At 36.1% G+C, this 23,039-nt stretch carries 25 protein-coding genes and 1 other annotated feature; of the genes, 19 read left to right on the forward strand and 6 right to left on the reverse strand.

All coding sequences use genetic code 11. From position 1 onward, the window contains the following. The first annotated feature begins 187 nt into the window (after positions 1 to 187). Both EK386_RS07080 and fabF read left to right on the forward strand, forming a co-directional pair. Positions 188 to 1,126 (forward strand): beta-ketoacyl-ACP synthase III, encoded by a 939-nt coding sequence (locus EK386_RS07080; protein WP_126658348.1) that lies wholly within the window; start codon positions 188 to 190, stop codon positions 1,124 to 1,126. A gap of 70 nt (positions 1,127 to 1,196) precedes the next feature. After that, the gene (gene fabF / locus EK386_RS07085) at positions 1,197 to 2,432 is read left to right on the forward strand and encodes a beta-ketoacyl-ACP synthase II (RefSeq protein ID WP_126658350.1); all 1,236 of its coding nucleotides are present in this window, start codon (positions 1,197 to 1,199) and stop codon (positions 2,430 to 2,432) included. Between the two features lie 339 nt (positions 2,433 to 2,771). Here fabF and trpS read toward each other — a convergent pair whose 3' ends face one another. Beyond that, complete coding sequence (gene trpS, locus EK386_RS07095) at positions 2,772 to 3,761, reverse strand: tryptophan--tRNA ligase (protein WP_126658354.1); 990 nt, start codon at positions 3,759 to 3,761, stop codon at positions 2,772 to 2,774. Positions 3,762 to 3,825: 64 nt separating this feature from the next. After that, positions 3,826 to 4,040 (reverse strand) — a binding site (T-box leader). Between the two features lie 480 nt (positions 4,041 to 4,520). On the opposite strand from trpS, the gene spxA reads away from it, so the two are divergent. The 5 genes from spxA to EK386_RS07120 all read left to right on the forward strand — a co-directional run bounded on the left by spxA (position 4,521) and on the right by EK386_RS07120 (position 11,115). Then, on the forward strand, positions 4,521 to 4,916 hold the full coding sequence (spxA, locus tag EK386_RS07100; RefSeq protein WP_179966010.1) for a transcriptional regulator SpxA: 396 nt from the start codon (positions 4,521 to 4,523) through the stop codon (positions 4,914 to 4,916). A gap of 474 nt (positions 4,917 to 5,390) precedes the next feature. Next, the gene (gene mecA / locus EK386_RS07105) at positions 5,391 to 6,038 is read left to right on the forward strand and encodes an adaptor protein MecA (protein ID WP_126658358.1); all 648 of its coding nucleotides are present in this window, start codon (positions 5,391 to 5,393) and stop codon (positions 6,036 to 6,038) included. A gap of 143 nt (positions 6,039 to 6,181) precedes the next feature. Further along, positions 6,182 to 7,309 carry a competence protein CoiA gene (locus EK386_RS07110; RefSeq protein ID WP_126658359.1) on the forward strand — a complete coding sequence of 376 codons (1,128 nt, stop codon included), beginning with the start codon at positions 6,182 to 6,184 and terminating at the stop codon, positions 7,307 to 7,309. 58 nt (positions 7,310 to 7,367) lie between these two features. Beyond that, the gene (pepF, locus tag EK386_RS07115; RefSeq protein ID WP_126658361.1) at positions 7,368 to 9,173 is read left to right on the forward strand and encodes an oligoendopeptidase F; all 1,806 of its coding nucleotides are present in this window, start codon (positions 7,368 to 7,370) and stop codon (positions 9,171 to 9,173) included. 1,060 nt (positions 9,174 to 10,233) lie between these two features. Next, positions 10,234 to 11,115 (forward strand): NAD-dependent epimerase/dehydratase family protein, encoded by an 882-nt coding sequence (locus EK386_RS07120; protein WP_126658362.1) that lies wholly within the window; start codon positions 10,234 to 10,236, stop codon positions 11,113 to 11,115. A gap of 114 nt (positions 11,116 to 11,229) precedes the next feature. Here the strand turns inward: EK386_RS07120 and EK386_RS07125 are convergent, their stop codons facing one another. From EK386_RS07125 to EK386_RS07140, 4 genes are all read right to left on the reverse strand, one after another. Continuing rightward, positions 11,230 to 12,036 (reverse strand): DsbA family protein, encoded by an 807-nt coding sequence (locus tag EK386_RS07125; RefSeq protein ID WP_126658364.1) that lies wholly within the window; start codon positions 12,034 to 12,036, stop codon positions 11,230 to 11,232. Then, positions 12,033 to 12,434: a globin domain-containing protein gene (locus EK386_RS07130; RefSeq protein WP_126658366.1), complete on the reverse strand. Its 402-nt coding sequence runs from the start codon at positions 12,432 to 12,434 to the stop codon at positions 12,033 to 12,035. Before EK386_RS07130 ends, EK386_RS07125 begins: the two co-directional genes overlap by 4 nt. Positions 12,435 to 12,592: 158 nt before the next feature. Then, the gene (locus EK386_RS07135; protein ID WP_246027609.1) at positions 12,593 to 13,336 is read right to left on the reverse strand and encodes a lytic transglycosylase domain-containing protein; all 744 of its coding nucleotides are present in this window, start codon (positions 13,334 to 13,336) and stop codon (positions 12,593 to 12,595) included. Positions 13,337 to 13,341: 5 nt separating this feature from the next. Further along, positions 13,342 to 13,920 carry a CYTH domain-containing protein gene (locus tag EK386_RS07140; protein ID WP_126658368.1) on the reverse strand — a complete coding sequence of 193 codons (579 nt, stop codon included), beginning with the start codon at positions 13,918 to 13,920 and terminating at the stop codon, positions 13,342 to 13,344. 113 nt (positions 13,921 to 14,033) lie between these two features. Between EK386_RS07140 and EK386_RS07145 the strand changes: the two genes are divergently transcribed. The 6 genes from EK386_RS07145 to EK386_RS07170 all read left to right on the forward strand — a co-directional run bounded on the left by EK386_RS07145 (position 14,034) and on the right by EK386_RS07170 (position 19,156). Continuing rightward, positions 14,034 to 14,426 carry a UPF0738 family protein gene (locus tag EK386_RS07145; protein ID WP_126658370.1) on the forward strand — a complete coding sequence of 131 codons (393 nt, stop codon included), beginning with the start codon at positions 14,034 to 14,036 and terminating at the stop codon, positions 14,424 to 14,426. Positions 14,427 to 14,634: 208 nt separating this feature from the next. After that, complete coding sequence (gene yjbM, locus EK386_RS07150; RefSeq protein WP_126658371.1) at positions 14,635 to 15,306, forward strand: GTP diphosphokinase; 672 nt, start codon at positions 14,635 to 14,637, stop codon at positions 15,304 to 15,306. Between the two features lie 2 nt (positions 15,307 to 15,308). Further along, positions 15,309 to 16,103, forward strand: coding sequence for an NAD kinase (locus tag EK386_RS07155; protein ID WP_126658436.1), 795 nt, complete (start codon positions 15,309 to 15,311; stop codon positions 16,101 to 16,103). 12 nt (positions 16,104 to 16,115) lie between these two features. Beyond that, positions 16,116 to 17,018 carry an RluA family pseudouridine synthase gene (locus tag EK386_RS07160; RefSeq protein ID WP_126658373.1) on the forward strand — a complete coding sequence of 301 codons (903 nt, stop codon included), beginning with the start codon at positions 16,116 to 16,118 and terminating at the stop codon, positions 17,016 to 17,018. 371 nt (positions 17,019 to 17,389) lie between these two features. Next, positions 17,390 to 18,766 (forward strand): magnesium transporter, encoded by a 1,377-nt coding sequence (gene mgtE, locus EK386_RS07165; RefSeq protein ID WP_126658375.1) that lies wholly within the window; start codon positions 17,390 to 17,392, stop codon positions 18,764 to 18,766. 63 nt (positions 18,767 to 18,829) lie between these two features. Next, positions 18,830 to 19,156 (forward strand): 4-diphosphocytidyl-2C-methyl-D-erythritol kinase, encoded by a 327-nt coding sequence (locus tag EK386_RS07170; RefSeq protein WP_126658377.1) that lies wholly within the window; start codon positions 18,830 to 18,832, stop codon positions 19,154 to 19,156. 108 nt (positions 19,157 to 19,264) lie between these two features. Here EK386_RS07170 and EK386_RS07175 read toward each other — a convergent pair whose 3' ends face one another. Beyond that, positions 19,265 to 19,873, reverse strand: coding sequence for a CotY/CotZ family spore coat protein (locus EK386_RS07175; protein WP_126658379.1), 609 nt, complete (start codon positions 19,871 to 19,873; stop codon positions 19,265 to 19,267). Between the two features lie 166 nt (positions 19,874 to 20,039). Here EK386_RS07175 and EK386_RS07180 point away from each other — a divergent pair, with 166 nt between their 5' ends. From EK386_RS07180 to EK386_RS07205, 6 genes are all read left to right on the forward strand, one after another. Continuing rightward, positions 20,040 to 20,429 carry a YhcN/YlaJ family sporulation lipoprotein gene (locus EK386_RS07180; RefSeq protein ID WP_246027611.1) on the forward strand — a complete coding sequence of 130 codons (390 nt, stop codon included), beginning with the start codon at positions 20,040 to 20,042 and terminating at the stop codon, positions 20,427 to 20,429. Next, on the forward strand, positions 20,429 to 20,884 hold the full coding sequence (spoVAC, locus tag EK386_RS07185; protein WP_126658383.1) for a stage V sporulation protein AC: 456 nt from the start codon (positions 20,429 to 20,431) through the stop codon (positions 20,882 to 20,884). The genes EK386_RS07180 and spoVAC overlap by 1 nt, the downstream gene beginning before the upstream one ends. Next, a complete protein-coding gene (locus EK386_RS07190; protein WP_126658384.1) occupies positions 20,878 to 21,873 on the forward strand; it encodes a stage V sporulation protein AD in 996 nt (331 codons plus the stop codon). Before spoVAC ends, EK386_RS07190 begins: the two co-directional genes overlap by 7 nt. Before the next feature lie 10 nt (positions 21,874 to 21,883). Beyond that, the gene (gene spoVAE, locus EK386_RS07195) at positions 21,884 to 22,252 is read left to right on the forward strand and encodes a stage V sporulation protein AE (protein WP_179966007.1); all 369 of its coding nucleotides are present in this window, start codon (positions 21,884 to 21,886) and stop codon (positions 22,250 to 22,252) included. Positions 22,253 to 22,519: 267 nt separating this feature from the next. Further along, a complete protein-coding gene (locus tag EK386_RS07200) occupies positions 22,520 to 22,627 on the forward strand; it encodes a YjcZ family sporulation protein (protein ID WP_126658440.1) in 108 nt (35 codons plus the stop codon). Between the two features lie 12 nt (positions 22,628 to 22,639). Next, positions 22,640 to 22,888, forward strand: coding sequence for a stage VI sporulation protein F (locus EK386_RS07205; protein WP_126658386.1), 249 nt, complete (start codon positions 22,640 to 22,642; stop codon positions 22,886 to 22,888). Positions 22,889 to 23,039: the final 151 nt, after the last annotated feature.

The following is a 23,039-nucleotide window of genomic DNA, read 5'->3' on the forward strand; positions in this document are numbered from 1 at the left end:
TTTAGAACAAATCCATTCGTGTCGCCCAATTTTGTTCACAAAATTTGCAATTAAATTGATAGATACGTAACTCAGCAAGAATCTACTTTTGTCTAGCTGCAAATTTTAGGTTGAGTAATAGGCCCTTATCGTCTATAATTAAGACCAAGTACTAAATGTTAGTCATAAAGATAGGGGGATTTTCAATATGAATGCTGGAATTATTGGAGTAGGAAAATATGTTCCCGAACAAGTGGTGACAAATTTTGATTTAGAACAAAAGATTGATACAAATGATGAATGGATTCGTACGCGAACTGGTATAGAAGAAAGAAGAATTGCTCCGGACAATCAAAACACGTCGGATTTAGCATTTGAAGCTGCAAAACAAGCGCTTGAAGATGCTCAAATATCCGCAGATCAAGTGGGTTTAATTTTAGTAGCAACAGTTACACCAGATCAACCCTTCCCAAGTGTTGCTTGTCAAATACAAGAAAAATTAGGTGCAGTAAATGCTTCAGCTATGGATGTTGCGGCAGCATGTGCTGGGTTTATTTATGCACTAGCAACAGCAAAACAATTTGTTGAATCGAATACTTATAAATACGTTTTAGTAGTAGGTGCTGAAAAATTATCCAAAATTGTAAATTGGGAAGATCGAAATACAGCCGTTTTATTTGGTGATGGAGCTTGTGCAGTACTAGTTGGTGGCGTTTCAGAAGGTCGAGGAATTCTATCGATTGAATTAGGCGCTGATGGTACAGGTGGTAAACATTTATTAATGAATGAATTCGATCACATCGCAATGAACGGAAGAGAAGTATTTAAATTTGCCGTAAGACAAATGGGTGAATCGGCAGTATCTGTTTTGGATAAAGCGGGATTAACGAAAGAAGATGTAGACTTCTTAATTCCACACCAAGCAAATATTCGTATTATGGAAGCTTCAAGAGAACGACTTGAATTGCCGGAAGAAAAATTATCTAAACGTATTCATAAATACGGAAATACTTCTTCAGCATCGATCGGAATTGCCTTAAAAGATGAATTAGATGATGGTAAAATTAAAGATGATGATATACTAGTATTAGTAGGATTTGGTGGCGGCCTTACATGGGGTGCGGCTACAATTAAGTGGGGCAAGTAAAAGGTTTTTAAGGTACAATTATAGGAAGTTCAAAATAGTTTAAAAAACCTAAGGGGGATAATGAAATACTATGAATAGACGAGTTGTAATTACAGGTGTCGGCGCAGTTACACCTTTAGGGAATACAATTGAAGAAACATGGGAAAACTTAATCGCTGGTAAATCGGGTGTTGGTCCTTTAACTAGAGTAGATGCAGAAAAGTTTCCTGCTAAAGTAGCTGCAGAAGTAAAAGATTTTGACATTGAGCAATATGTAGATCGAAAAGAAGCAAGAAAAATGGACCGTTTTACGCATTATGCCCTTGCTTCTTCCATTATGGCAGTAAAAGATGCGGATTTAACAATTACAGAAGAAATCGCACCAAAAGTAGGTGTATGGATTGGTTCTGGTATTGGTGGGATGGAAACGTACGAAAAACAAATGGAAGTTTTCCAAGAGCGTGGCGTACGTCGTGTTAGTCCATTCTTCGTCCCAATGATGATTCCAAATATGGCATCGGGTCAAGTATCCATTCACTTAGGCGCAAAAGGAATTAACTCTTGTTCTGTAACGGCTTGTGCATCAGGAACAAACTCTATTGGAGATGCATTTAAAGTGATCCAACGTGGAGATGCAGATGTAATGATTACAGGTGGCGCAGAAGCTCCAATTGTAAACATGGCCGTTGCAGGATTCTGTTCAAGTACGGCACTATCATTAAATCCAGATACACAAACGGCATCACGTCCATTTGATGCAAATCGTGATGGATTTGTTATTGCAGAGGGTGCAGGCGTACTTGTACTGGAAGAGTATGAATTTGCTAAAGCTCGTGGTGCAAAAATTTATGCAGAAGTTGTAGGATATGGTGCTACAGGAGATGCGCATCATATTACGGCTCCAGCTCCAAATGGTGAAGGTGCAGCTCGAGCAATTCGACAAGCTTTAGAAGACGCAAACGTTGACCCAACGAAAGTAGGATATATTAATGCGCACGGAACAAGTACACCATACAATGATTTATTTGAAACAATGGCAGTAAAATCTGTATTTGGTGAACATGCTTATAAATTAGCCATGAGTTCTACTAAATCGATGACTGGTCACTTATTAGGAGCAGCTGGTGGAGTAGAGACAATCTTTACAGCATTAGCTTTAAAAGAAGGGATCTTACCTCCAACGATTAACTTAGAAACTCCAGATCCAGAATGTGATTTAGATTATGTGCCGAATGTTGCTCGTAAAGAGTTTGTAGAATATGCAATGAGCAATTCTCTAGGATTTGGTGGACATAATGCGAGTTTATTATTACGAAAAGTCGACTAGGAAATCTGTTTACGACAAACTAGGACAACCATGTCGATAGAATAAATGCCTTTAGCGAGTAGCTAAAGGCATTTTTATTTTAATAATTGAATAATAGATATAAAAGGAAACTTCCATCACATGATACAATCTTAAAATGATGTGTTGGACAAAAGGGGTGTTTGGACATGTTCCGTTTTATGCTTTTTCTATTTAGTTATGGCATATGTGTTATATCAGTAGGAAATTTACTGCTATATTTAAACTATCGAACACTTGGTTATTCTTGGCCGGCAGTTTGGGCATTCATCGTTGGGACCCATGAACTCTACTTAGCAATTGGATCAATCATTGTGTTATTTATCTTGATTTTCGACCTAATCCCATCGCGTTTTCCATTCTCTTAACTGTTGCTGATGCAATGGCGTTTGCTTTTTCGGCACCCTCATCTAAGATTTTATCTAACTCCTCTGAATCAATTAATTCATTAAAGCGCTCTTGGACAGGCGTTAAATGCTCGATTAAACTTGTGGCAACACCTTCTTTAAAGGCACCATAGCCCAAACCTTCATACTTTTTAACAAGTGTATCAATCGCAATGCCTGTAACAGCTGATTCAATTGTTAAAAGGTTAGAAACGCCTGGTTTATTTGCTTCATCAAATGCGACAACACCATCTGAATCGGTTACGGCTGATTTAATCTTTTTCTCGATTTGCTTTGGTGTATCTAAGAAACGAATCGTCGCTTTCGTATTCGGGTCTGATTTGCTCATTTTTTTCGTAGGCTCTTGTAATGATTTAATACGTGCGCCTGCTTTTGGAAGTTGAATTTCAGGAATAACAAATACGTCGCCATATCGTTTATTGAAACGTTCTGCAAGATCACGCGTTAATTCAATATGTTGTTTCTGGTCATCGCCTACTGGGACAATATTTGTATTGTAAATCAGGATATCTGCAGCCATTAATGGTGGATACGTTAATAGGCCAGCAGATACTGATTCTTTCCCATCGGATTTGTCTTTAAATTGCGTCATCCGTTCTAACTCACCAATACTAGCAACACATTGTAACATCCAACCTGCCTGCGCATGTGCTGGAACTTCGGATTGGATAAATAAAGTTGCTTTATTTGGGTCAATGCCTGTTGCTAAATAAGTCGCAGCTAATGTGCGGATGTTTGATTGTAATTCTTTTGGGTCTTGTGGAACGGTAATAGCATGTTGGTCAACTATACAATAAATTGCATTCCCTTCATCTTGTAAAGCAGGGAATTGCATAAACGCTCCGATATAATTTCCTAATGTAATAACACCAGTTGGTTGAACACCTGAGAAAATTGTTGTCATGTTGTTAGTCCTCCTAATTTTTTGTAATAAAAAAACATCATCCGTCCATACGAGTTTTTTCTCGTAATGGGACGAATGATGTTGTATCCGCGGTACCACCCAGTTTGTCGAATAATCGACCTCTTCCTCTTCGTAACGTGAAGTAAACGTGCTTTACTACTACTAATTCATAAAGCCAACTCGAAAGTCCATTCCATTTGCATCGTCTTCTGTTTTCACCACCCACAGACTCTCTATACACGAAATATCAAATGTACTACTCTTTGTCATTGTTTTTCCATTTTGTTAACAGATTATATATAAAAATTTTATTAATTGCAAATAATTTTCTTGTGCTGGAATGAAAAAGCAAAAGTATGGTTAATCTTGTAACGTTGGTTCAACATTAATAAGCTTATTAATTCAACAGCTGGAGTTGAATGTGAAAAACAAATAAAACATGTGCGAAATTGACAGAAAGTTGTGATTATTTCTCGATTGCTGTCGTCTAATTGAGAATAAAAAATGTCGATTTTTAGGTTTTACCTTGGTTAAAATCGGGTATAGTGATAGTGCTTTATAAAAGGAAAGAAAGTCTTTGTCTGAAAGGGCAATTTTTTAAATAATTTAAGATGAAACTAGAGACTTTTTTCGAATTATGCTCTATCCAAATGAGAATGGATGTTGTATAATGAAGTCGTTCATTTAAATTAAATTAATTCTAATCTAATAAATGATTGAAAATAGATTTAGTCTATTTAGAAGGGAAGTGTCGTAATGATTGTAACATTATTTACATCACCGAGTTGTACTTCATGTCGAAAAGCAAAAGCATGGTTAGAAGAACATGATATTCCATATAGAGAACGTAACATTTTTTCAGAACCTTTAACAATTAGTGAAATAAAAGAAATACTACGAATGACAGAAGATGGAACAGATGAAATTATCTCGACGCGTTCGAAAATTTTCCAAAAGCTAAATGTAGATGTTGAAAGTCTACCATTACAACAATTATATGAATTAATTCAAGAATATCCAGGCCTTTTACGTCGCCCGATTATTTTAGACGAAAAGCGTTTACAAGTTGGCTATAATGAAGATGAAATTCGTCGATTCTTACCTAGAAAAGTTCGTGCATTCCAATTATTAGAAGCACAAAAAATGGTTAATTAATTCATTTATTTGGAAATTTGAAATAGATAATCGATGAAATCCATTATTATGGGTTTTGTCGATTTTTTATTTTTTGAAAGTAAGTAAGCCTTTACTAGATCGAAAAGCAAAGGGATTTTTTCGTCAAAAAGCCCCTTTACTCTAATAGCGCATAATACCTGACCATTTCATCATATAATTATTAATCTTTCTAAAAATTTACACTTGATTTCAAATAGGTTGTTTACTACAATTTCAATAATTCAAATAATTTTATTTGGCTGATGTTTTTTCCTTTTCATTTTTACTAGGTAGTCATACAATAGAGTTATAGAATAAAGCATAAGTTATAGATAAATACGATGCGTTTGTTCTACAGTAAGTCACTCAGGAAAAAACTCTTTTGAATTGTAAGATTAAAACTTAGCAATCAAAACATACTAAGAACGCTTTCTTTGTTTTTCAACGAATGACTGTGAAGGGAGTTGAAGTCTAATGGACATCGAACGCGTAAACGAAAACACAATCAAGCTCTATATCACATATCGTGATATTGAGGATCGCGGGTATAGTCGTGAAGAAATTTGGTACAACCGAGCAAAAGGAGAAGAGCTCTTCTGGGATATGATTGGAGAAATTAACACAGAAGATTATTTTGATTTAGATGGTCCTATTTGGATTCATGTAAACGCTTCTGAACATGGGCTTGAAGTCATTGTTACTCGCGCGAATATTAGTGGTGACGGAGAATCAAACTCCTTATTATCCAGCTTTGAAGAACACCGGGATGCTGCACATGATATAGACGAATCTATCTTTGATTCATTAGATGAAGAAGACATTCATAATCAAGGAATTACAAATATTTCAATTTATAAGTTTAAAGATATTGATGAAATTATCCCTGTTGCAAATCGTATTGTTTCATATGGTTTACAATCTTCTTTGTATAAGTATGAAAATTACTATTATGTAGCAGTCGATTTTACCAATGTAACGGAGAAGGATGAGCGTCTAAACATACGTTCAATCATTAACGAATACCTTGGTAGCTCTAAATTCACAATCTACCGCCTTCAAGAATATGGTGAGACAATTATGGCTGAAGATTGTTTTGAAACGGTAATTCAATACTTTTCTTAATGTAGAAGAGGTGACCTATAATTCATTAGGGCATCTCTTTTTTTAATTTCTAAACAACTTGAAAAAATGAATTTCCAATGATTTGAAATATTGGGTTGAATTTTTGATCACTCCTTTTTACAATAAACAAAAGGAGGAGCAACATGCTTGTAGCTTATACAAATGGAAATAAACGATTTGTATTAAACACAACACTTCCTCATACAACATTAAAACAACTTCGAAAAACACAACAATTTTATTGTCCACAATGTAAACAACGACTCCAATTAAAAGTGGGTCAGGTTAAAATTCCCCATTTTGCACACATTGCAAATAGTGACTGTGAAGAACGGTTTTCAGAAGGTGAATCGAATGCCCATCTTGAAGGTAAAGAGCACCTATTTACATTTTTTCAGACACTTAATGTACAAGTACAGTTAGAACCTTATTTACCTACAATCCAACAACGCCCTGATTTATTGGTATTTTACAACAATAAGCTGATAGCGATTGAGTTCCAATGTAGCTTCCTTTCCTTTGAAAGGTTAACTGAACGCAATCGGGGATATAGTAGTGCCACCATCACACCAATATGGATTCCAGTGACACCTAGCAAAATCCAAACAAATGGTATTTTCAAACTATCCATTTCGAAACAACTTCAACAATTTATATTATCAACCAACCAACAACAATATATTATGACGTATAGTCCTAATTTGAGACAATTTATTTACCTTTCTAACCTGATGTACTTAAATGGCAATACCTTTATCGCGAAGGTACAAGCAATCCCAATTTCAAAACAAAACTTCCCCTTTTATATACCAAAAAAGTTATCGAACGAGGAATTTACAAACTATTTAATGTTATACAATTCTTTCAAACATAACTACTTGAAATCACGAGTATTAATAAGTAGGCAAGGTGTAAATGACTTATTTTTAAGGAGTGTTTATGAACTACGATTAGACCTACAAAATTTCCCTATCGTTTTAGGAGTGCCGATCAAGGGAAGTGAGGTAGTAAGTGGTTTCACAATCGAATGGCAAACCGCTTTATTTTATTTTCTCTTAGTGAATCAATTAAACGTTCGATCATTGAATGATGGGATGATTCATTATTTTCTAAAATGGGCACATCTTAATGAAACAAATGATGCCTTTCGTGTTGTGAAGGATTATTGTGACTTATTGAAGAAACTCTCCATCCAACATGTAAGGCAAACAGTAGGAAAGCAAGAGTTGGACAATCATCTCTATAGCCAATTTCTTGCAATTAAAAGGTAATATTGAGAAAATAAAATTGTTATTCGAAATTCGAAAAGAATGAATCGGAGGCTATTTCATGGCGAAAAAAGTGTTAACTCGTGAAGAAGTTCCTGTTGAATTAACATGGGACCTAGAAGGTATTTTTCAATCAGATGAAGCTTGGGAACAAGAATTTAAAGAAATTGAAAAGTTAATTCAAGAAAGTGAGAACTATAAAGGAAAAGTTGTAGAAAGTGCTAAGAACCTATATGACACGCTTCAGTTTAGTGATCAATTATCAGAGCGTTTCGGTAAGCTGTATGTTTATAGTCATTTAAAGCATGACCAAGATACAACGAATAGCAAGTATCAAGGAATGGATGCGAGAGTCCGCGCGTTAGCCGCAAAACTTTCTGCAGCTTGGTCCTTCATTACTCCAGAGATTTTATCCATTGAAGAAGAAAAAATTCAAGGCTTTTTAACTGAGTACGAACCGTTACAATTATATACGCAAATGTTAAAAGAGTTAAACTTACAGCGTCCACATGTTTTAACAGCGGATAAAGAAGAATTACTAGCGCAGTTTTCGGAGGTTACTTCCTCACCAGGTGGGACGTTTAGTGCATTAAATAATGCAGACTTAGAGTTTCCTGTCGTTAAAAATGCGGATGGGGAAGAAGTTCAGTTAACACATGGCAATTATATTACATTTTTAGAAAGTGCGAACCGACAAGTGCGTGAAGATGCGTTTAAAGCGATGTATGCGACTTATGGCAAGTTTAAAAATACATTTGCCTCCACATTGTCTGGAAACGTAAAATCCCATAATGTAAGTGCGCGTATTCGTAAGTTTGATTCCGCAAGACATCGTGCAATGAGTAATAACTACATTCCAGAAAAAGTGTATGATCAATTAATTTCGACGATCCATGAATTTTTACCTGTCCTTCATCGCTATATCGCATTACGTAAAAAAGTGTTAGGTGTAGAAGAGCTTCATATGTATGATCTATTCACACCGTTAGTAAAAGAAGTAAAAATCGATATGCCATATGAAAAAGCGAAAGATATTATGGTGAATAGTTTTGAACCGCTTGGAGATGAATATCAATCGACAGTTCAAAAAGGTTTAGAGAGTCGTTGGGTGGATGTTTTAGAAAACAAAGGGAAACGAAGCGGCGCCTATTCTTCGGGTACTTATGGGACAAATCCATTTGTCTTAATGAACTGGCAAGACAACATTAATAATCTATTTACACTTGCTCACGAATTTGGTCATAGTATGCACAGCTACTATACGCGTCAAAATCAACCATATCCATATGCCGATTATTCGATATTTGTTGCGGAAGTCGCGTCCACTTGCAACGAGGAACTGTTATTTGATTACCTATTAAAAACAACAGAAGATTCGCAGCAAAAAATCTATTTATTAAATCATTGGTTAGATGGCTTTAGAAGCACTGTGTTCCGTCAAACAATGTTTGCTGAATTTGAACATATCATTCATGAGATGGACGCACGTGGAGAAGCTCTAACTTCCGAAAGTTTAACGAATGTTTATTATGATTTGAATAAACAATATTTTGGAGAAGAAATGGTTGTGGATGAAGAAATTGGATTAGAATGGGCAAGGATTCCACACTTTTATTATAATTACTATGTTTATCAATATGCTACTGGCCAAAGTGCGGCTACAGCATTAAGTAAGCAAATTTTAGAGGAAGGCAAGCCGGCTGTAGAACGTTACATTAATCACTTCTTAAAAGCAGGTTGCTCGGATTTCCCAATTGAAGTATTAAAAGCGGCTGGAGTGGATATGGAGTCACCAACGCCAATTCGTGATGCATGTACTGTATTTGAACAGAAACTAGCAGAGCTTGAATCGTTATTACATGTATAATTAAAAATTATGAACTATGTGGAAAGTTTTTTTCACATAGTTCTTTTACTTTCGATTTAAAGCAGTTGTTAGTGAATGTATTGAATGGAATATTATATTTTCATAATAATTATTATTCAAAATTGTTAGTTTTCGTTTCACAATCTAACTGCTGTTATATATCAATAGTGGACTTTGGAAATCTGTATTGCTATATGTACCAGTATTTCAGTGAAACCGTTTACTATTTGACGAATTTGTGAAACAATCGTAGTTTGGTTGCAAGAATTATTATTCCATGATAAATTTAATACGTGAAATAAATCACATAACAAACATACACCCCTTTGTTTGAACGTGAACATTTCTCCCATCCCCTTTGTGTAAAGAGGCGTCACTATTCTTGAGTTGAATAGGGCGCCTCTTTTTTTTGTTTTGGGCACTGCGATTTAAGTTTTGTTTAGCTATTAGACCTTTAAAGAAAAATGCTAAGGATGTACGTTTTAGAAATTAAGTTACTATAAGATATTTTTATGAGGTGTTGCTTAGTGAACGGACTAGTGCACACAAGCCGCAGAGCCAACTTGTAGTTGTCTCTACGACTTGTCTTCGTGCTTTTGTGAAAGGTCCGCTCACATTAGTTAATACCTTTAAAAGTTTCTAGACATAGTGCGCGGCTTACAGTGGTAGGCCGCGTCTTTAAAGTTTGGTTATACTACTAGGTCTTTAGAAATTCCCATATTTGGAGTCGTTCTCTGTGTTAGTTAATACTTTAGAATTAACTCATGACTTTTCTAGAGGACGGAAAAGGACTTTTTTCTAATGGGAGAGTAATAATTAAATTTCATTTCATTTTTAGAAGTGAATTCCATTTTTAAACACTTATGAGTGCGTCCTGTTAGCATTGTAGTCTGCACCTTCACTAGAATAGTTTGTTCTTTCCATCTAAATATTGTAGACCTGTCTAATATTTTAGAATGAATATTCAACTTATTGAAGGATTAAGACTTGTTGTATCGAATTTATATGGTAAAGATTTAATTCAATTTCCGAAGTATTTTCGTGATAAGGAGACGGCTCAATGAAAAATATTTTAGTTTTAGGTGGTACACGTTTTTTTGGTCGTAAATTAGTGGAGTTATTAATTGAGGACGGACATAATGTAGTCATTTTGACGCGGGGCCAATCTGAGAATCCATTCGGTAATAAAGTAGAACATATCATCGCGGATCGACTGAATAAAGAAGAGTTCGCAAAAAAGGTGGAAGGTCGTACATTCGATATTGTTTACGATAACATTTGTTATTCTCCCAATGAAGCTCATGCGTTTTGTGAAATCTTTAATGGGAAAATCGGCAAGCTCGTCTTTACATCTTCTCTTTCAACATATATAGCAGATGGGAAAGAAAAGAGTGAGACAGACTTTGATCCGTATCATTATGAAATAAGAATGGGGGATCAAGAGGATTTTACTTATGCAGAAGGGAAGCGTCAGGCTGAAGCAGTCTTCTTTAAATATGCCACATTTCCTGTTGTAGCAGTGCGTTTCCCTATTGTAATGGGAGAGAATGATTATACGCGTCGCTTACATTTTCATATTGAACGGATTGCGAATGAGGAGCCAATTGGATTTGTAAATTTGGATGCTGAAATGTCTTTTATCCATGCAACAGAGACAGCTCAATTTTTAGTATGGGCAGGCATGTCAGATATTAATGGTCCTTACAATGCAACGGCAAATGGGAAAATTTCATTATCGGATTTAATCAAACTGATCGAATCAGCTATCGGGAAATCTGCAAAAATTGTCTTTGAAGGAAACGATGACATCTTCTCACCATACGCTATTTCGTCTTCTTGGTATATGACCAATGCAAAAGCAACAAAGAGGGGGTTTCAGTTTACGAACTTACATGACTGGATCCAACCATTAGTAAAGGCAATTGCACGGAATAAAGAATAAATTTCCTCAAAGAGGTTGTACAATCAAATAAAAAACTGTAGCTCCAATTGATGGGGCTACAGTTTTCATAGGTCATTAATAATAGAGTAATAGATTGTAAGGTATAATTGCTTGTTATTTTTTACGCCATAGTGTGATGTCATCATTTGAAAGGCGTTCTAGCTTTTGTTGTAACATTCGTTTTTTTAATTCGCGTTCAGCTTCTTGCTCAGTTATTGAATAAATTTCTGCCACATCTAGTGTAGTTAACGTATGGAATCGCTTGAATAACTCATCGAAAGTTGGAAGTGGCTGACAAGTAATGTTACCGTCCATCATTTCATGTAGTATTTGAACATAAACCTCGTATGTGTATACACCACTTACTTTTAGACCTTCATCTTCAATGCATTCATTAAAGAACACAATACTTGGAACTTCATTGACTTCCATTTCCCGAGTAATGTGTAAATCACATTGGAATGCACGAGCTGCTTCTTTCGATCCGAAGTCATTCATAAATTCGTCCACATCTAGATTAATCTCTTTTGCAATATCAATTAATGCAGCATAGGATGTTACATCTTTTGTTTGTAACAGGGCGTGCTCTTGCAATTTTAATAAATAGCGAGATTGTGCACGTTTGCCTTGTAATTCAGCTGCTTTGATCGCAATTGAAGGAAGGGCAGGGTGTGTAATATCTAGTTCTGTACCCGTCATACAACCTTTTGTTCGTCTAGTTAAGCTATTTAAAGAAGCTAACTCGGTACTTAAAACAAAACGCCAAGTAAAGTAATGGTCGTATTCGATTTGAAGTTTTCGTAGCATTGTTTGCATCTTTACTGCTTTTTTACAAAGAGGATCGATAAAAATGTATAATTCGATTGGCTTTGTAATACTAGAAGTTGAAATGGGTTTCGATAACACTTGGGCATTATTCACTCTAAATCCTCCTCATCTTCATTTGGCGAATTTATCATATGATGAGCAGTTAACACAAGTCGTTGGTAGTAAACGTCTCGAAATTTCCCTTCTAGACCGACTTCATCCATCGCTTCACTCATACATTCAAGCCAAGCTTGTGCGCGATCAGGTGTGATTTTAAATGGCATATGACGAGCTTTCATCATTGGATGCCCATGTTCTTCTGTATATAGATTTGGCCCACCTAAATATTGGGTTTGAAATTGTATTTGTTTCCGTAATACCTCAGATAAGTCTTCAGGAAAAATAGGAATTAATAATGGATGCTTCGCAACACGTTTATAAAAAGCGCGAAGGAGCTCAGAAAGTTTTTCAGCACCAAGTTCCTCGTAAGGAATCGTATATTTTTGTTTCATAGCTGTAACTCCTTTACTTCTTTATTATTCACATAGGTAATGAAATATCTGTGTATTACTTACCGTATATTGGCCAAAAGCAAAAGTCACTTTGTGCATATGTTTATTTTATCAACGTATGGCTTATTTCACAAACAAATCGACTATCCAAGGAAAACTTACGCGTTATAGTAACCAAGTACCTTATTTACATAGTTCATTGTTTCTTTAAAAGGAGGAATCCCACCATATTTTGAAACATTTCCTGGACCAGCATTATATGCAGCAAGGGCAAGTTCAACATTGTTATTGAATTTATTTAACATTTGGCTTAAATATTTTGTCCCACCCATAATATTTTGTTCAGCATTTAATGAGTCTTTCACACCAAGATATCGTGCAGTACCCGGCATTAATTGCATTAACCCAGTTGCCCCGGCCGAACTAACAGCACCTGTATTAAAGTTCGATTCTTGTTTTATGACAGAAGCAATTAATTTTTCTGGAACACCATATTTAGTTGACGCTTTTGCGATAATGTCGGAGAATCTTTGTGCCCCGGCTAACACATTTTCAAAGCCAGATGTATTTAAGTAATCTTTCGTTAATGGCAAATTTAATTCATTATTCATATTAGTTGTTTGCATTAAAGCATCATAATATGAGGAAGGTATGTAATTGGTATTAGAGTTTAAGTACATAGATGATGAGTTATTTTCAGAATCAGCGTTGTGTAATTGTGAGTAAGTACTCCCTAGTAGATTTGAAGCGCTATTCGTTAATGAAGAGGAAGTCATCATCTCTTCAAGAAGCTGAGTAAAAACTGTAGGGTTGCCTGTTACGGATTGCGTACTTGTTTGGGAATTTCCAATTGACTGAATTGCTTGAATTTCAAGCATGGTTTTCATTGCTGAAATATCCAATAGAATCAACCTTTCAATGCGCTCATAAAGCGAGCGATTTTTTTATCTGCAACTTGCTTCGTGATGTTATGTTCAGTTAAAAATTGTTCGAAAATTTCTTTGCCGAATGTTTCATTACTTGCTTCATATTCTACCTCATAATCTTCGCACTGCAAATAGAAAGAATGGTCAAAAACAATTGTTCCTCCTTTGTATGGAATTTCCACTCGGTCCGTTGTTAACGATCCAAAAACGTGTAACTCTTCTAAAGGGATTTGTAATTGAATTAATTTGTCCTTTACAGTTTGTGCAAAAAAGCCTTCACCTGCTAACATCTTTTTCGCTTGTTCTTCTGTAATAACATCCGTTGTTTCTAAATGAATATTAGCCGATGTTTTTTCTTTTAATGTGCACACGATTTGCTCGTGTGTTTCTCGGATACGTAAACCACTAGACAAACTTTTTAAAGAGAATGTTGGCGTATCAAAGTAATGATTTGTTTGACGGATGATCATTTCTTTACTTATTTTAAATTCTTTCAGTAAGCTTTCGTATTGTTCTTTCGTTAATACATTTTTAAATTCAATTTCAAGTTCTTGAGACATCGTAAGTTCCTCTCTTTATTTACCCAAAAATACATTTTTCCTCATTCTTTTTCTCTAAACGAGCAGTGCTATGTTAAAATATGAAGGAATAGTGTTGAAGGGATGTTTTTTTAATGCGCAACATTTATAAAGTAGATAATTATCAATATGTACATAATAATCTTCATTTTAGTTTAAACGAAAATCAAAAAGAAATTCAAATCCAACCTGCTGGACAGGTATTGGTTGATTCGGATCATTTTGCTTTTATTTATGTGGTAGAAGAAGGAGATGGATATAGCTATATCCAGCTGCCTAAGGATGGATGGCAACATCTCGTGAAGTGTATTCAAACAGAACAAAATCCATATTTACTAATTAATGATATGAACATTGAACTGATTAACTTTACGGAAGAATTGCATCAACTTATTTTTAATATTGAAGGTAATGAAAATTATGGTAGAGACTTTGTGGATGCTGTAGAAGCTGCATTTGCAGAGATTCTTCAAGAAAATGAATTTTAGTATTACCGATTACTAATGTGGTGTACATGATGAAAAATGCGCTAGGCGAAAAGTGGATTTTTCGTAATGAAAGTATCGAAGTTTGAACAGTGTCTAGCTACAGGTGCTCGTTCTGCGGACAATTAAGAGTCGGCTTTACAGACAAGCTTTTCTTAAATTGTTCTTGAAATGACTGGCCAGCACCTTTCGCTTATTGGGGGGCATATTAATGGGACAATGGGAAATATTTTTAAGTCCATATAAACAAGCAGTGGACGAATTAAAGATAAAATTAAAGGGGATGCGCTCGCAATTTGGCATTACAGGTACAACTTCTCCAATTGAATTTGTAACAGGAAGAGTCAAACCTTTAGCCAGTATATATGATAAAACTTTGGAAAAGGGGATAAGATTTGAACCTTCGCACAAATTAGCGACAGAGTTACAAGATATAGCCGGTTTACGAATTATGTGCCAGTTTGTTGATGATATTACAACCGTCGTGAATTTAATTCGCCAAAGAGACGATTTGAACGTAATCGAAGAAAAAGATTATATAACGCAAAGTAAACCAAGTGGATATCGTTCGTACCACATGATTGTTGAATATCCTGTCGAAACTATTACTGGGAAAGTAGAAGTGTTGGCTGAGATCCAAATTCGTACCCTGGCGATGAATTTTTGGGCTTCCATTGAACATTCATTAAATTATAAATATAAAGGGGTCTTCCCGGAAGAAATTAAAAATCGACTTCAAAGTGCAGCAGAGGCGGCATTTAAATTGGATGAAGAAATGTCGTCGATTCGAAGTGAAATTCAAGAAGCGCAAGTTTATTTTAGTGAAAATAAAGAAGCATACCCAACAATTCCAACCACTAATGAGGAAAAGGAGCGTGAATAATGTTGAGATTTTCGATTCAGTCACGCAGAGATGCTCAATCCAATGAATTGATGGAACTAGCAAAAAAGTATTTACAAGATTTTGGTCTTATATTTGACGACGAAGAACCTGAAATTGTCATTTCTATTGGTGGAGATGGTACACTTTTACATGCTTTTCATCGACACTTACACAGGTTAGATCAAGTGGCCTTCGTTGGGATTCATACAGGGCATTTAGGCTTTTATGCAGATTGGAAACCTTCCGAACTTGAGAAGCTCGTATTATCCATTACGAAGAAGGAGTACAATGTCGTGGAGTATCCGCTTTTAGAGGTACAGGTTCATACTCATAATGCAGAGACAAAAACGTACTTAGCGTTAAATGAAGCCACAATTAAATCACCAGACGTAACATTAGTAATGGATGTGGAGTTAAATGGCAATCACTTTGAACGTTTCCGTGGTGATGGTCTATGTGTCAGTACGCCATCTGGAAGTACCGCTTATAACAAAGCGTTAGGCGGAGCGATTATTCATCCAACGTTACAAGCTTTTCAAATTACCGAGATGGCCTCCATTAATAACCGAGTATTTCGAACAGTTGGCTCTTCACTTGTATTACCCGCGCATCACAATTGTGCATTAATCCCTGTAAAAGACCAACAATTTACGATGACCATTGACCATGTTCACCTTGTCCAAGACAATTTAAAATCTGTGACGTTTAATGTTGCAAATGAAAGAATTCGCTTTGCACGATTCCGACCTTTCCCGTTTTGGGAGCGAGTACACGATTCATTTGTCTCGAATGAGTAAAAGGAGCGTATAATGGATAATCGATTTAAGCTGCAATTTAAAGCGACAAAAGATGGAGAGCTACTTCGAAATGCCATTAATCAACATGGTATTTCAAAAAGAGGGTTAACCTCCATTAAGTTTAATGGTGGATTGATTTCAGTGAACGGGATTGAACAAAATGTCCGCTATGCTTTAAAAAAGGGGGATGAGATTACCATTACCTTTCCTCCTGAAGTTGTCAGTGACGGCTTAATCGTAGAACATGGAAATTTGGATATTGTCTATGAAGATTCTACATTGCTCATATTAGAAAAACCCGCATTTATGAACACGATCCCATCGAGAGAACATCCAACAGGGAGCGTGGCGAATTTCATAAGCGGTTATTTTCAAGAGAAGAATATTTCTTCCACAGTTCATATTGTTACAAGACTCGATCGGGATACATCGGGTTTAATGTGCATTGCAAAGCATAGCCATGTTCATCATTTGATGGGTTTACAACAAAAAAAACAGGAAATCAATAAACAGTATGAAGCCATAGTACATGGCCATGTTGAAGAGGATGAACAGGCAATTATTGCACCAATTGGGCGAAAAGAAACGAGTATTATCGAGCGCGAGGTTCGTGAAGATGGTCAATTCTCTCATACCGATGTGAAAGTACTGAAAAGAGGTTTTACTAAAAACGGCGAGCCGATTTCACATGTTCGTTTAAGGTTACATACGGGAAGAACCCATCAAATTCGCGTACATATGGCTTTTATAGGACATCCGTTAGTTGGAGATGAGCTTTACGGTGGGAGCCGGGAGTTGTTTGATCGACAAGCACTCCATTGCGTTTTCCTTGAACTGGCACATCCGTTAACAAAGGAAAAGCTTACCTTTTCAAGTAAAATACTTGAACCAATGCAAAAGTTAATAAATAATTAAAAGGAAAGATGTTCGAACGATACTCGAGCATCTTTTTATATTTCTAAAGTTCAGCATAGAGTAAAACTAATAGGAAGACGCAGCCTACCACTGTAAGCTGCGTACAAAATCCATTAACTTAAGCAGTGCAAATAAATATGTGAGCTGGCCTTTCACAAAGCACATAGACAAGTCGTAAAGACATGTACAACATGGCTTTGTGGCTTGTGTGCTAAGACAGCTCACTACGGTTACTGAATTAAAGATATATTTGAGTAATTAAATTCCAATATACTTAGAAAAATAATTGTAAAAGTATTGTGAAATTAAAAAAAGGTGTTTACGTGTATTGTAAATAACCATATGATGAAATACGAGAGGAGGGGACATGCATGGTAGAGCAACGTAATAATTTAAATGAAGATTCATTTTATGAAGAACAATTACTTCAATTCCTAATGGATGAAGATATTGATTCTTTTCGTGAACAGTTTTTAGCGCATCATCCATACGAGCAGGCACAATTTTATGAAAAGGTTGGACCTGATATACGTAACACCATCTATCATTTTTTGTCTCCTCAAGAAATGGCTTTAATCTTTGAAGCAATTGAATTAGAAGATGAAGAATATGAGCAATATTTAAAAGAAATGGATACATCTTATGGAGCAGAAATGCTTTCCTATATGTATACCGATGATGTCGTGGATGTGTTAAATGAACTCGATGACGAACACCGTGAAAGCTATCTCGAAATGATGGATAGCGAAACCGTGGAGGAAATTAATGAGCTTTTGGCATATAAGGAATATACTGCCGGGGCCATCATGACGACCGAGTATGTTTCGATCTTGGAAAATTCGACGGTTCGTTCAGCCATGACGGTTTTACGTAATGAAGCACCAAAAGCAGAAACGATTTATTATGTTTTTGTTGTAAACGATCATCATCATTTAGCCGGGGTTATTTCTTTACGTGACTTGATCATTTCAGAGGAAGATACGTTAATTCGTGACATTATGAACGAACGTGTTGTTTATGTAAAGGTTACAGATGACCAAGAAGAAGTAGCTCAAATTATGAAGGACTATAATTTTTTAGCGATACCTGTTGTCGATGAAAATAAGGAAATGCAAGGGATTATTACCGTCGATGATATTATTGACGTTATTGATGAAGAAGCCTCAGATGACTATTCGAAATTAGCCGGGGTTTCAGATATAGATGATATTGATGGTGGACCATTTAAAGCGGCAACGAAACGTTTACCTTGGTTAATCATGCTTCTATTTTTAGGGATGATTACCGCATCGTTAATGGCTCAATTTGAAGCTACGTTAGACAAAGTTGCGTTATTGGCGTTATTTATTCCGTTAATTTCGGGTACGTCGGGAAATAGTGGAACCCAAGCGTTAGCGGTAGCAGTTCGTGGTATCGCAACTGGAGAAATTCAAGAAAAAAGTAAAATTAAAATGTTTCTTCGTGAAATTATGACAGGATTAATTACAGGCGTCGTTTGTGGAATCGTCGTCATAGCCATTATTTTCTTTTGGAAACATTCATTATTGATAGGGTTATTAGTTGGTGCAGCGATTTGTTGTTCTATTCTGGTTGCAACCATTGCAGGGTCATTTATTCCGTTGCTTATTCATAAACTAGGGGTCGACCCAGCAGTAGCCTCAGGACCATTTATTACGACGTTAAATGACGTAACGAGTATTTTAATCTACTTAGGTTTAGCGACTACGTTATTAGGACAACTAACTTAAGTAGGCAATATTCACGTATTTTTCCCCTTTTGCATATTTTATGATAAAAAGAGGATGTGTAAAATGGAAGAACCATTACTGTTTATTCCAACTCCACCATTTTATTATATTGAAGTGGAAGAGGCAGAACAACAACCGTACGAGGAAAGTACTTCGGTGTATGAAATTACAAGATCTGAGCGGATTAAAAATCTAGTGATTGCTAGGCAACTGAGCTTTTTCTCCCAACCTATAAATAGTAATCGCTTATTACGATTTTATTTAAACAATGGGGACTCGATTATTGGAAAGATTAAAGAAGTAAATGGGGCTACTGTGAAAGTATTAACTACTAGTGATATTATTGAAATTGATGGAAACGCAATAGAAATTATTACAACATCAAGATAAAAGGGGGAAATTGGCAAATCGTTTTCGACGATTTGTCAATTTTTTATGTTCAAACGAATAAAAAAGGGGCTAATCAAATTGATTAACCCCCCTTAGGATGTGAATATTCTATTTGCGAATATTTAAGTCGACATCAGCGATACATTGGATGCCAACGAATGCTTCTAAATCGACTGTTAAGCAGCTATCTGTTTTTTCAAAGTCTACAACATCTTCTAACTCATCTAAGTCTAACTCACCACAGTTATTGTTGTTATTATTTCTTCCACCGCCGCCGTTACCATTACCATTAAACACATCAACAACGTCACCATTTTCATCAACAGGTGCTAAACAACGTAGTGTTGCACAGCAATCACCGAATACGTCTTCTACTCGGAAGAATGGTGTATAATGGAACATGTCATTGTCCTTTTTACCATCTTTACCGTCCTTGCCATCTTTGCCTTTACCGTCTTTTTTATTATTATTGTTATCCTTGAAAAATGCTTTAAATGGAGTGCCGTCTTTGTTTAATAACATGAATACACGAGTATCTGCAGTGTTACGTGAATGATTTTTTAAACCTCCAAGCGGCTCTAAGAAGCAACTTGTTCCACATTCATCACATTCATGTCTTACTACATGGTTTTGTAGTTTTAAAATTGTTTTTACTACCTCACATACACATCCCTCGTTATGAGAAGTACCTTCGAAATTATTTCTACCACAACCCATTACCTTTCACCTCACTTTTTTTAACTTCAATCTACAATATGTCAATGGACATTTTAAAAACGGGCGAATGTCTATAGGCGCTAGAAATTGGGCATTTTTTTTCATGAATACTTTAGTTTTAAAATGCCCATAATGGTTAGAAAAAGGGGGTTATTTTTTGAAAAAAATGGTAGTAGCCATTTTCTTGATCCCAGTTTTTTTAATTGGTTGTAATCAAGAACAAACCATCGAAGTGAAAGACTCGAACGAAGAACAAAGTGAAACTGTGAAAGAAGTGATTAGAAATTCGGATGAAATTTATACTGGAAACGCCATTTTTATAGAGGATCAATTGTTAGTAGCAGTGCAAGCGAAACCTTGGTTGGACTATAAAAAACGCAAAATTGAAAAGAAATTACAAAAAGAAGTAGAAGAACAATTCCCTGATTTAGAAGTGCTTGTTTCTGCTGATTATAAATTGTACTGGGAAACGCAAAAACTTCTTGACGAGGGCGATGAGCAAAAGGTTAGTGAAGAAGTAGAAAAGTTGAAGAAGCTTGCTAAGGAGGAAACGTAATGGATCAGCAACAATATCAACAAATCGAGGATCAAATCACACCTCCTACCCCTTATGTGAAAAATGTTTTAAAAGCTTTTTTAATTGGGGGGCTGGTTTGTACAATTGGACATGCATTTACGTATTTTTACATTATCTTTTTTAATTTTACAGAAACAACTGTTGGCAATCCAACAGCCGCTACGATGGTATTCATTGCAGCACTATTAACGGGGCTAGGAATTTATCGCAAAATCGCACAAGTTGCTGGAGCAGGAACAGCCGTACCAGTAACGGGCTTTAGTAATGCGGTTGTATCAGCTGCTATTGAAGGAAAAACAGAAGGCTTTGTATTAGGTGTAGGAAGTAATATGTTTAAAATGGCTGGTTCGGTTATTTTATTTGGGGTGGCATCTGCGTTTTTTGTCGCATTAATCAAATTAATTTTAGTAACGATGGGCGTGGTTGAATGGTAATTTTATTTAAAACAAAGCCTTCCATTCTAGCATGTGGTTCAGTAGCGGGACCAGAAGAGAGAAAAAGTGTTTTTTATTCTTATTTTGATGCGGTTGTAGAGGATGAACGATGGAATCAAAAAACAAATGAACAAGGTCAAGCAAAGATGATTCAAGAAGCATGTGAGATCATCATGAATAAAGCCAATCTTAAAAATTTGGATATTGATTTCTTTTTAAGTGGTGATTTAGTTAATCAAATGACACCAACGAATTTTGCTGCCCGGGAATTAGCCTCGTCTTTTATTGGTATGTTTTCAGCCTGTGCAACGTCGATTTCTTCATTAATCGTTGCGAGTTTGCTAACAGAATTAAGTGCTTCTGAGTATGCGATTGCAGGGGCTTCGAGTCACCATAATGCAACTGAACGTCAATTCCGCTACCCAATTAATTACGGTGGACAAAAGCCGGCCACTGCTCAATGGACGGTTACAGCTGCCGGATATGCATTAATTGGGAAACATAATCCTAGTCTTCCTTCTATTGTAGCTGGCACAGTTGGCAAAGTGATCGATTATGGAGAAGTCAACCCGTTTCATATGGGTGGTGCAATGGCGCCTGCAGCATTTGATACCATTACCGCGCATTTAAAAGGGCGCAACCAAAAAATTTCTGATTACGATTTAATCATGACCGGTGATTTAGGGAAAATTGGGTTAAAAATTTTGAAGGCGATGTTTGCTCAAACTGGTGCACAACAAAATGAATTAGATGTTTTTCGAGATGCAGGTGCAGAATTTTACGGAGAAGATGAAGCCTATTTAGCAGGTGCAAGTGGTGCAGGTTGTTCAGCTGCGGTTTATTACAGTTATATTGAACAACAGATGAAGAGTGGGCGTTATAAACGAGTATTACTCTGTGCAACCGGTGCTTTACTATCTCCTCTATCGTTTCAGCAAGGGGAGACCATTCCTTGTACGGCACATGCAATCGAGATTACGATGGAATGAGGCTTAGAAGATGATATTTCTAGATTTTTTCTTTGCTTTTTTAATTGGCGGCATCATCTGTGTCATTGGTCAATTATTAATGGATGTAGGGAAATTCACACCTGGTCACACACTCTCCATACTAGTAGTAAGCGGATCCATCATTTCCGGTCTAGGATGGTACCAACCATTAATTGATTTGGCCGGTGCAGGTGCGACGATTCCTATTACCTCATTTGGCAATGCCCTCACACAAGGGGCGATTGCTGAAGCGGAAAAGCATGGATGGGTTGGTGTGCTAACGGGAATGTTTGAAGTAACAAGTTCAGGAATCAGTGCGGCTATAGTATTTGGGTTTCTCGCAGCTTTAATATTCAAACCTAAAGGAAAAGCAAACTAGACGAATACCCTTCTTTCGATTGTATGCGCGCATAGTATACAAAGTAGAAAGGAGGGGATTTTTTTGTGGAATAATAATTCGTGCGGTTGTGGTCAGGAAAGTCCGTCTCATCCATACATGATGCCTCAAATGGAAAGCCCATCTACTGGACTTGTCAACCCAACACACAATGTTGTAAACCCAATGCCAATGCATGGTTTCGATGGTCATTTTGTGAATCCTTCTTATCAGATGTGCGGTCACACTCAGGTAGCTCCTGCATATTATATGGATAATCAATACAGTTGTGGTGATCATGGATACAAAGGTTCTTCTTTTGTATTAATCGTTGTATTATTCATTTTATTAATTATTGTAGGAAAGTGTTATCTATAAGGAGGGAGAAAAATGCAAAACCCTTTTTTCAAGCAAATTGAGAATAAAACTGGTGTAAATATGGAAGAGATTTTCGCGCTTGCGAATGCAATCCAATACGCTGATTTTAAAAATGAGAAACAAGTACGAAAAATTGTGCAACGAGTGAGTAAGTTAGCGAATAAACCTGTGTCGAAAGAGCTTGAGGAGTCAATTGTGAAATCAATTGTGCAGGATGGAAAGTCATTGGATTTAAGTAAAATTCAAAAGATGTTAGGTTAATGGTTGTACATTTACCTTAACGTAAAAAGCAGTCGTTTATGTCAGGATGTTTACCTCTATTGTTTTCTAATAATTGGGTAAATGTGCATTGGCTTGCGGCTGTTTTTTTGCTAGAAAAATAAGATACTTAGTGATTTCTTAATATAGTAAT

Origin of the sequence: Lysinibacillus antri (assembly GCF_003977595.1) — a bacterium.
GTDB classification, from domain to species: Bacteria; Bacillota; Bacilli; order Bacillales_A; family Planococcaceae; genus Ureibacillus; species Ureibacillus antri.

Bases quoted from the DNA above. Each gene is read 5' to 3' on its own strand.
- EK386_RS07080 (WP_126658348.1), top strand. From the start codon at position 188: ATGAATGCTGGAATTATTGGAGTAGGAAAATATGTTCCCGAACAAGTG.
- fabF (WP_126658350.1), top strand. From the start codon at position 1,197: ATGAATAGACGAGTTGTAATTACAGGTGTCGGCGCAGTTACACCTTTA.
- trpS (WP_126658354.1), bottom strand. From the start codon at position 3,761: ATGACAACAATTTTCTCAGGTGTTCAACCAACTGGTGTTATTACATTA.
- mecA (WP_126658358.1), top strand. From the start codon at position 5,391: ATGGACATCGAACGCGTAAACGAAAACACAATCAAGCTCTATATCACA.
- EK386_RS07110 (WP_126658359.1), top strand. From the start codon at position 6,182: ATGCTTGTAGCTTATACAAATGGAAATAAACGATTTGTATTAAACACA.
- pepF (WP_126658361.1), top strand. From the start codon at position 7,368: ATGGCGAAAAAAGTGTTAACTCGTGAAGAAGTTCCTGTTGAATTAACA.
- EK386_RS07120 (WP_126658362.1), top strand. From the start codon at position 10,234: ATGAAAAATATTTTAGTTTTAGGTGGTACACGTTTTTTTGGTCGTAAA.
- EK386_RS07130 (WP_126658366.1), bottom strand. From the start codon at position 12,434: ATGAAACAAAAATATACGATTCCTTACGAGGAACTTGGTGCTGAAAAA.
- EK386_RS07140 (WP_126658368.1), bottom strand. From the start codon at position 13,920: ATGTCTCAAGAACTTGAAATTGAATTTAAAAATGTATTAACGAAAGAA.
- EK386_RS07145 (WP_126658370.1), top strand. From the start codon at position 14,034: ATGCGCAACATTTATAAAGTAGATAATTATCAATATGTACATAATAAT.
- yjbM (WP_126658371.1), top strand. From the start codon at position 14,635: ATGGGACAATGGGAAATATTTTTAAGTCCATATAAACAAGCAGTGGAC.
- EK386_RS07160 (WP_126658373.1), top strand. From the start codon at position 16,116: ATGGATAATCGATTTAAGCTGCAATTTAAAGCGACAAAAGATGGAGAG.
- mgtE (WP_126658375.1), top strand. From the start codon at position 17,390: ATGGTAGAGCAACGTAATAATTTAAATGAAGATTCATTTTATGAAGAA.
- EK386_RS07170 (WP_126658377.1), top strand. From the start codon at position 18,830: ATGGAAGAACCATTACTGTTTATTCCAACTCCACCATTTTATTATATT.
- EK386_RS07175 (WP_126658379.1), bottom strand. From the start codon at position 19,873: ATGGGTTGTGGTAGAAATAATTTCGAAGGTACTTCTCATAACGAGGGA.
- EK386_RS07180 (WP_246027611.1), top strand. From the start codon at position 20,040: ATGGTAGTAGCCATTTTCTTGATCCCAGTTTTTTTAATTGGTTGTAAT.
- spoVAC (WP_126658383.1), top strand. From the start codon at position 20,429: ATGGATCAGCAACAATATCAACAAATCGAGGATCAAATCACACCTCCT.
- EK386_RS07190 (WP_126658384.1), top strand. From the start codon at position 20,878: ATGGTAATTTTATTTAAAACAAAGCCTTCCATTCTAGCATGTGGTTCA.
- spoVAE (WP_179966007.1), top strand. From the start codon at position 21,884: ATGATATTTCTAGATTTTTTCTTTGCTTTTTTAATTGGCGGCATCATC.
- EK386_RS07200 (WP_126658440.1), top strand. From the start codon at position 22,520: ATGGATAATCAATACAGTTGTGGTGATCATGGATACAAAGGTTCTTCT.
- EK386_RS07205 (WP_126658386.1), top strand. From the start codon at position 22,640: ATGCAAAACCCTTTTTTCAAGCAAATTGAGAATAAAACTGGTGTAAAT.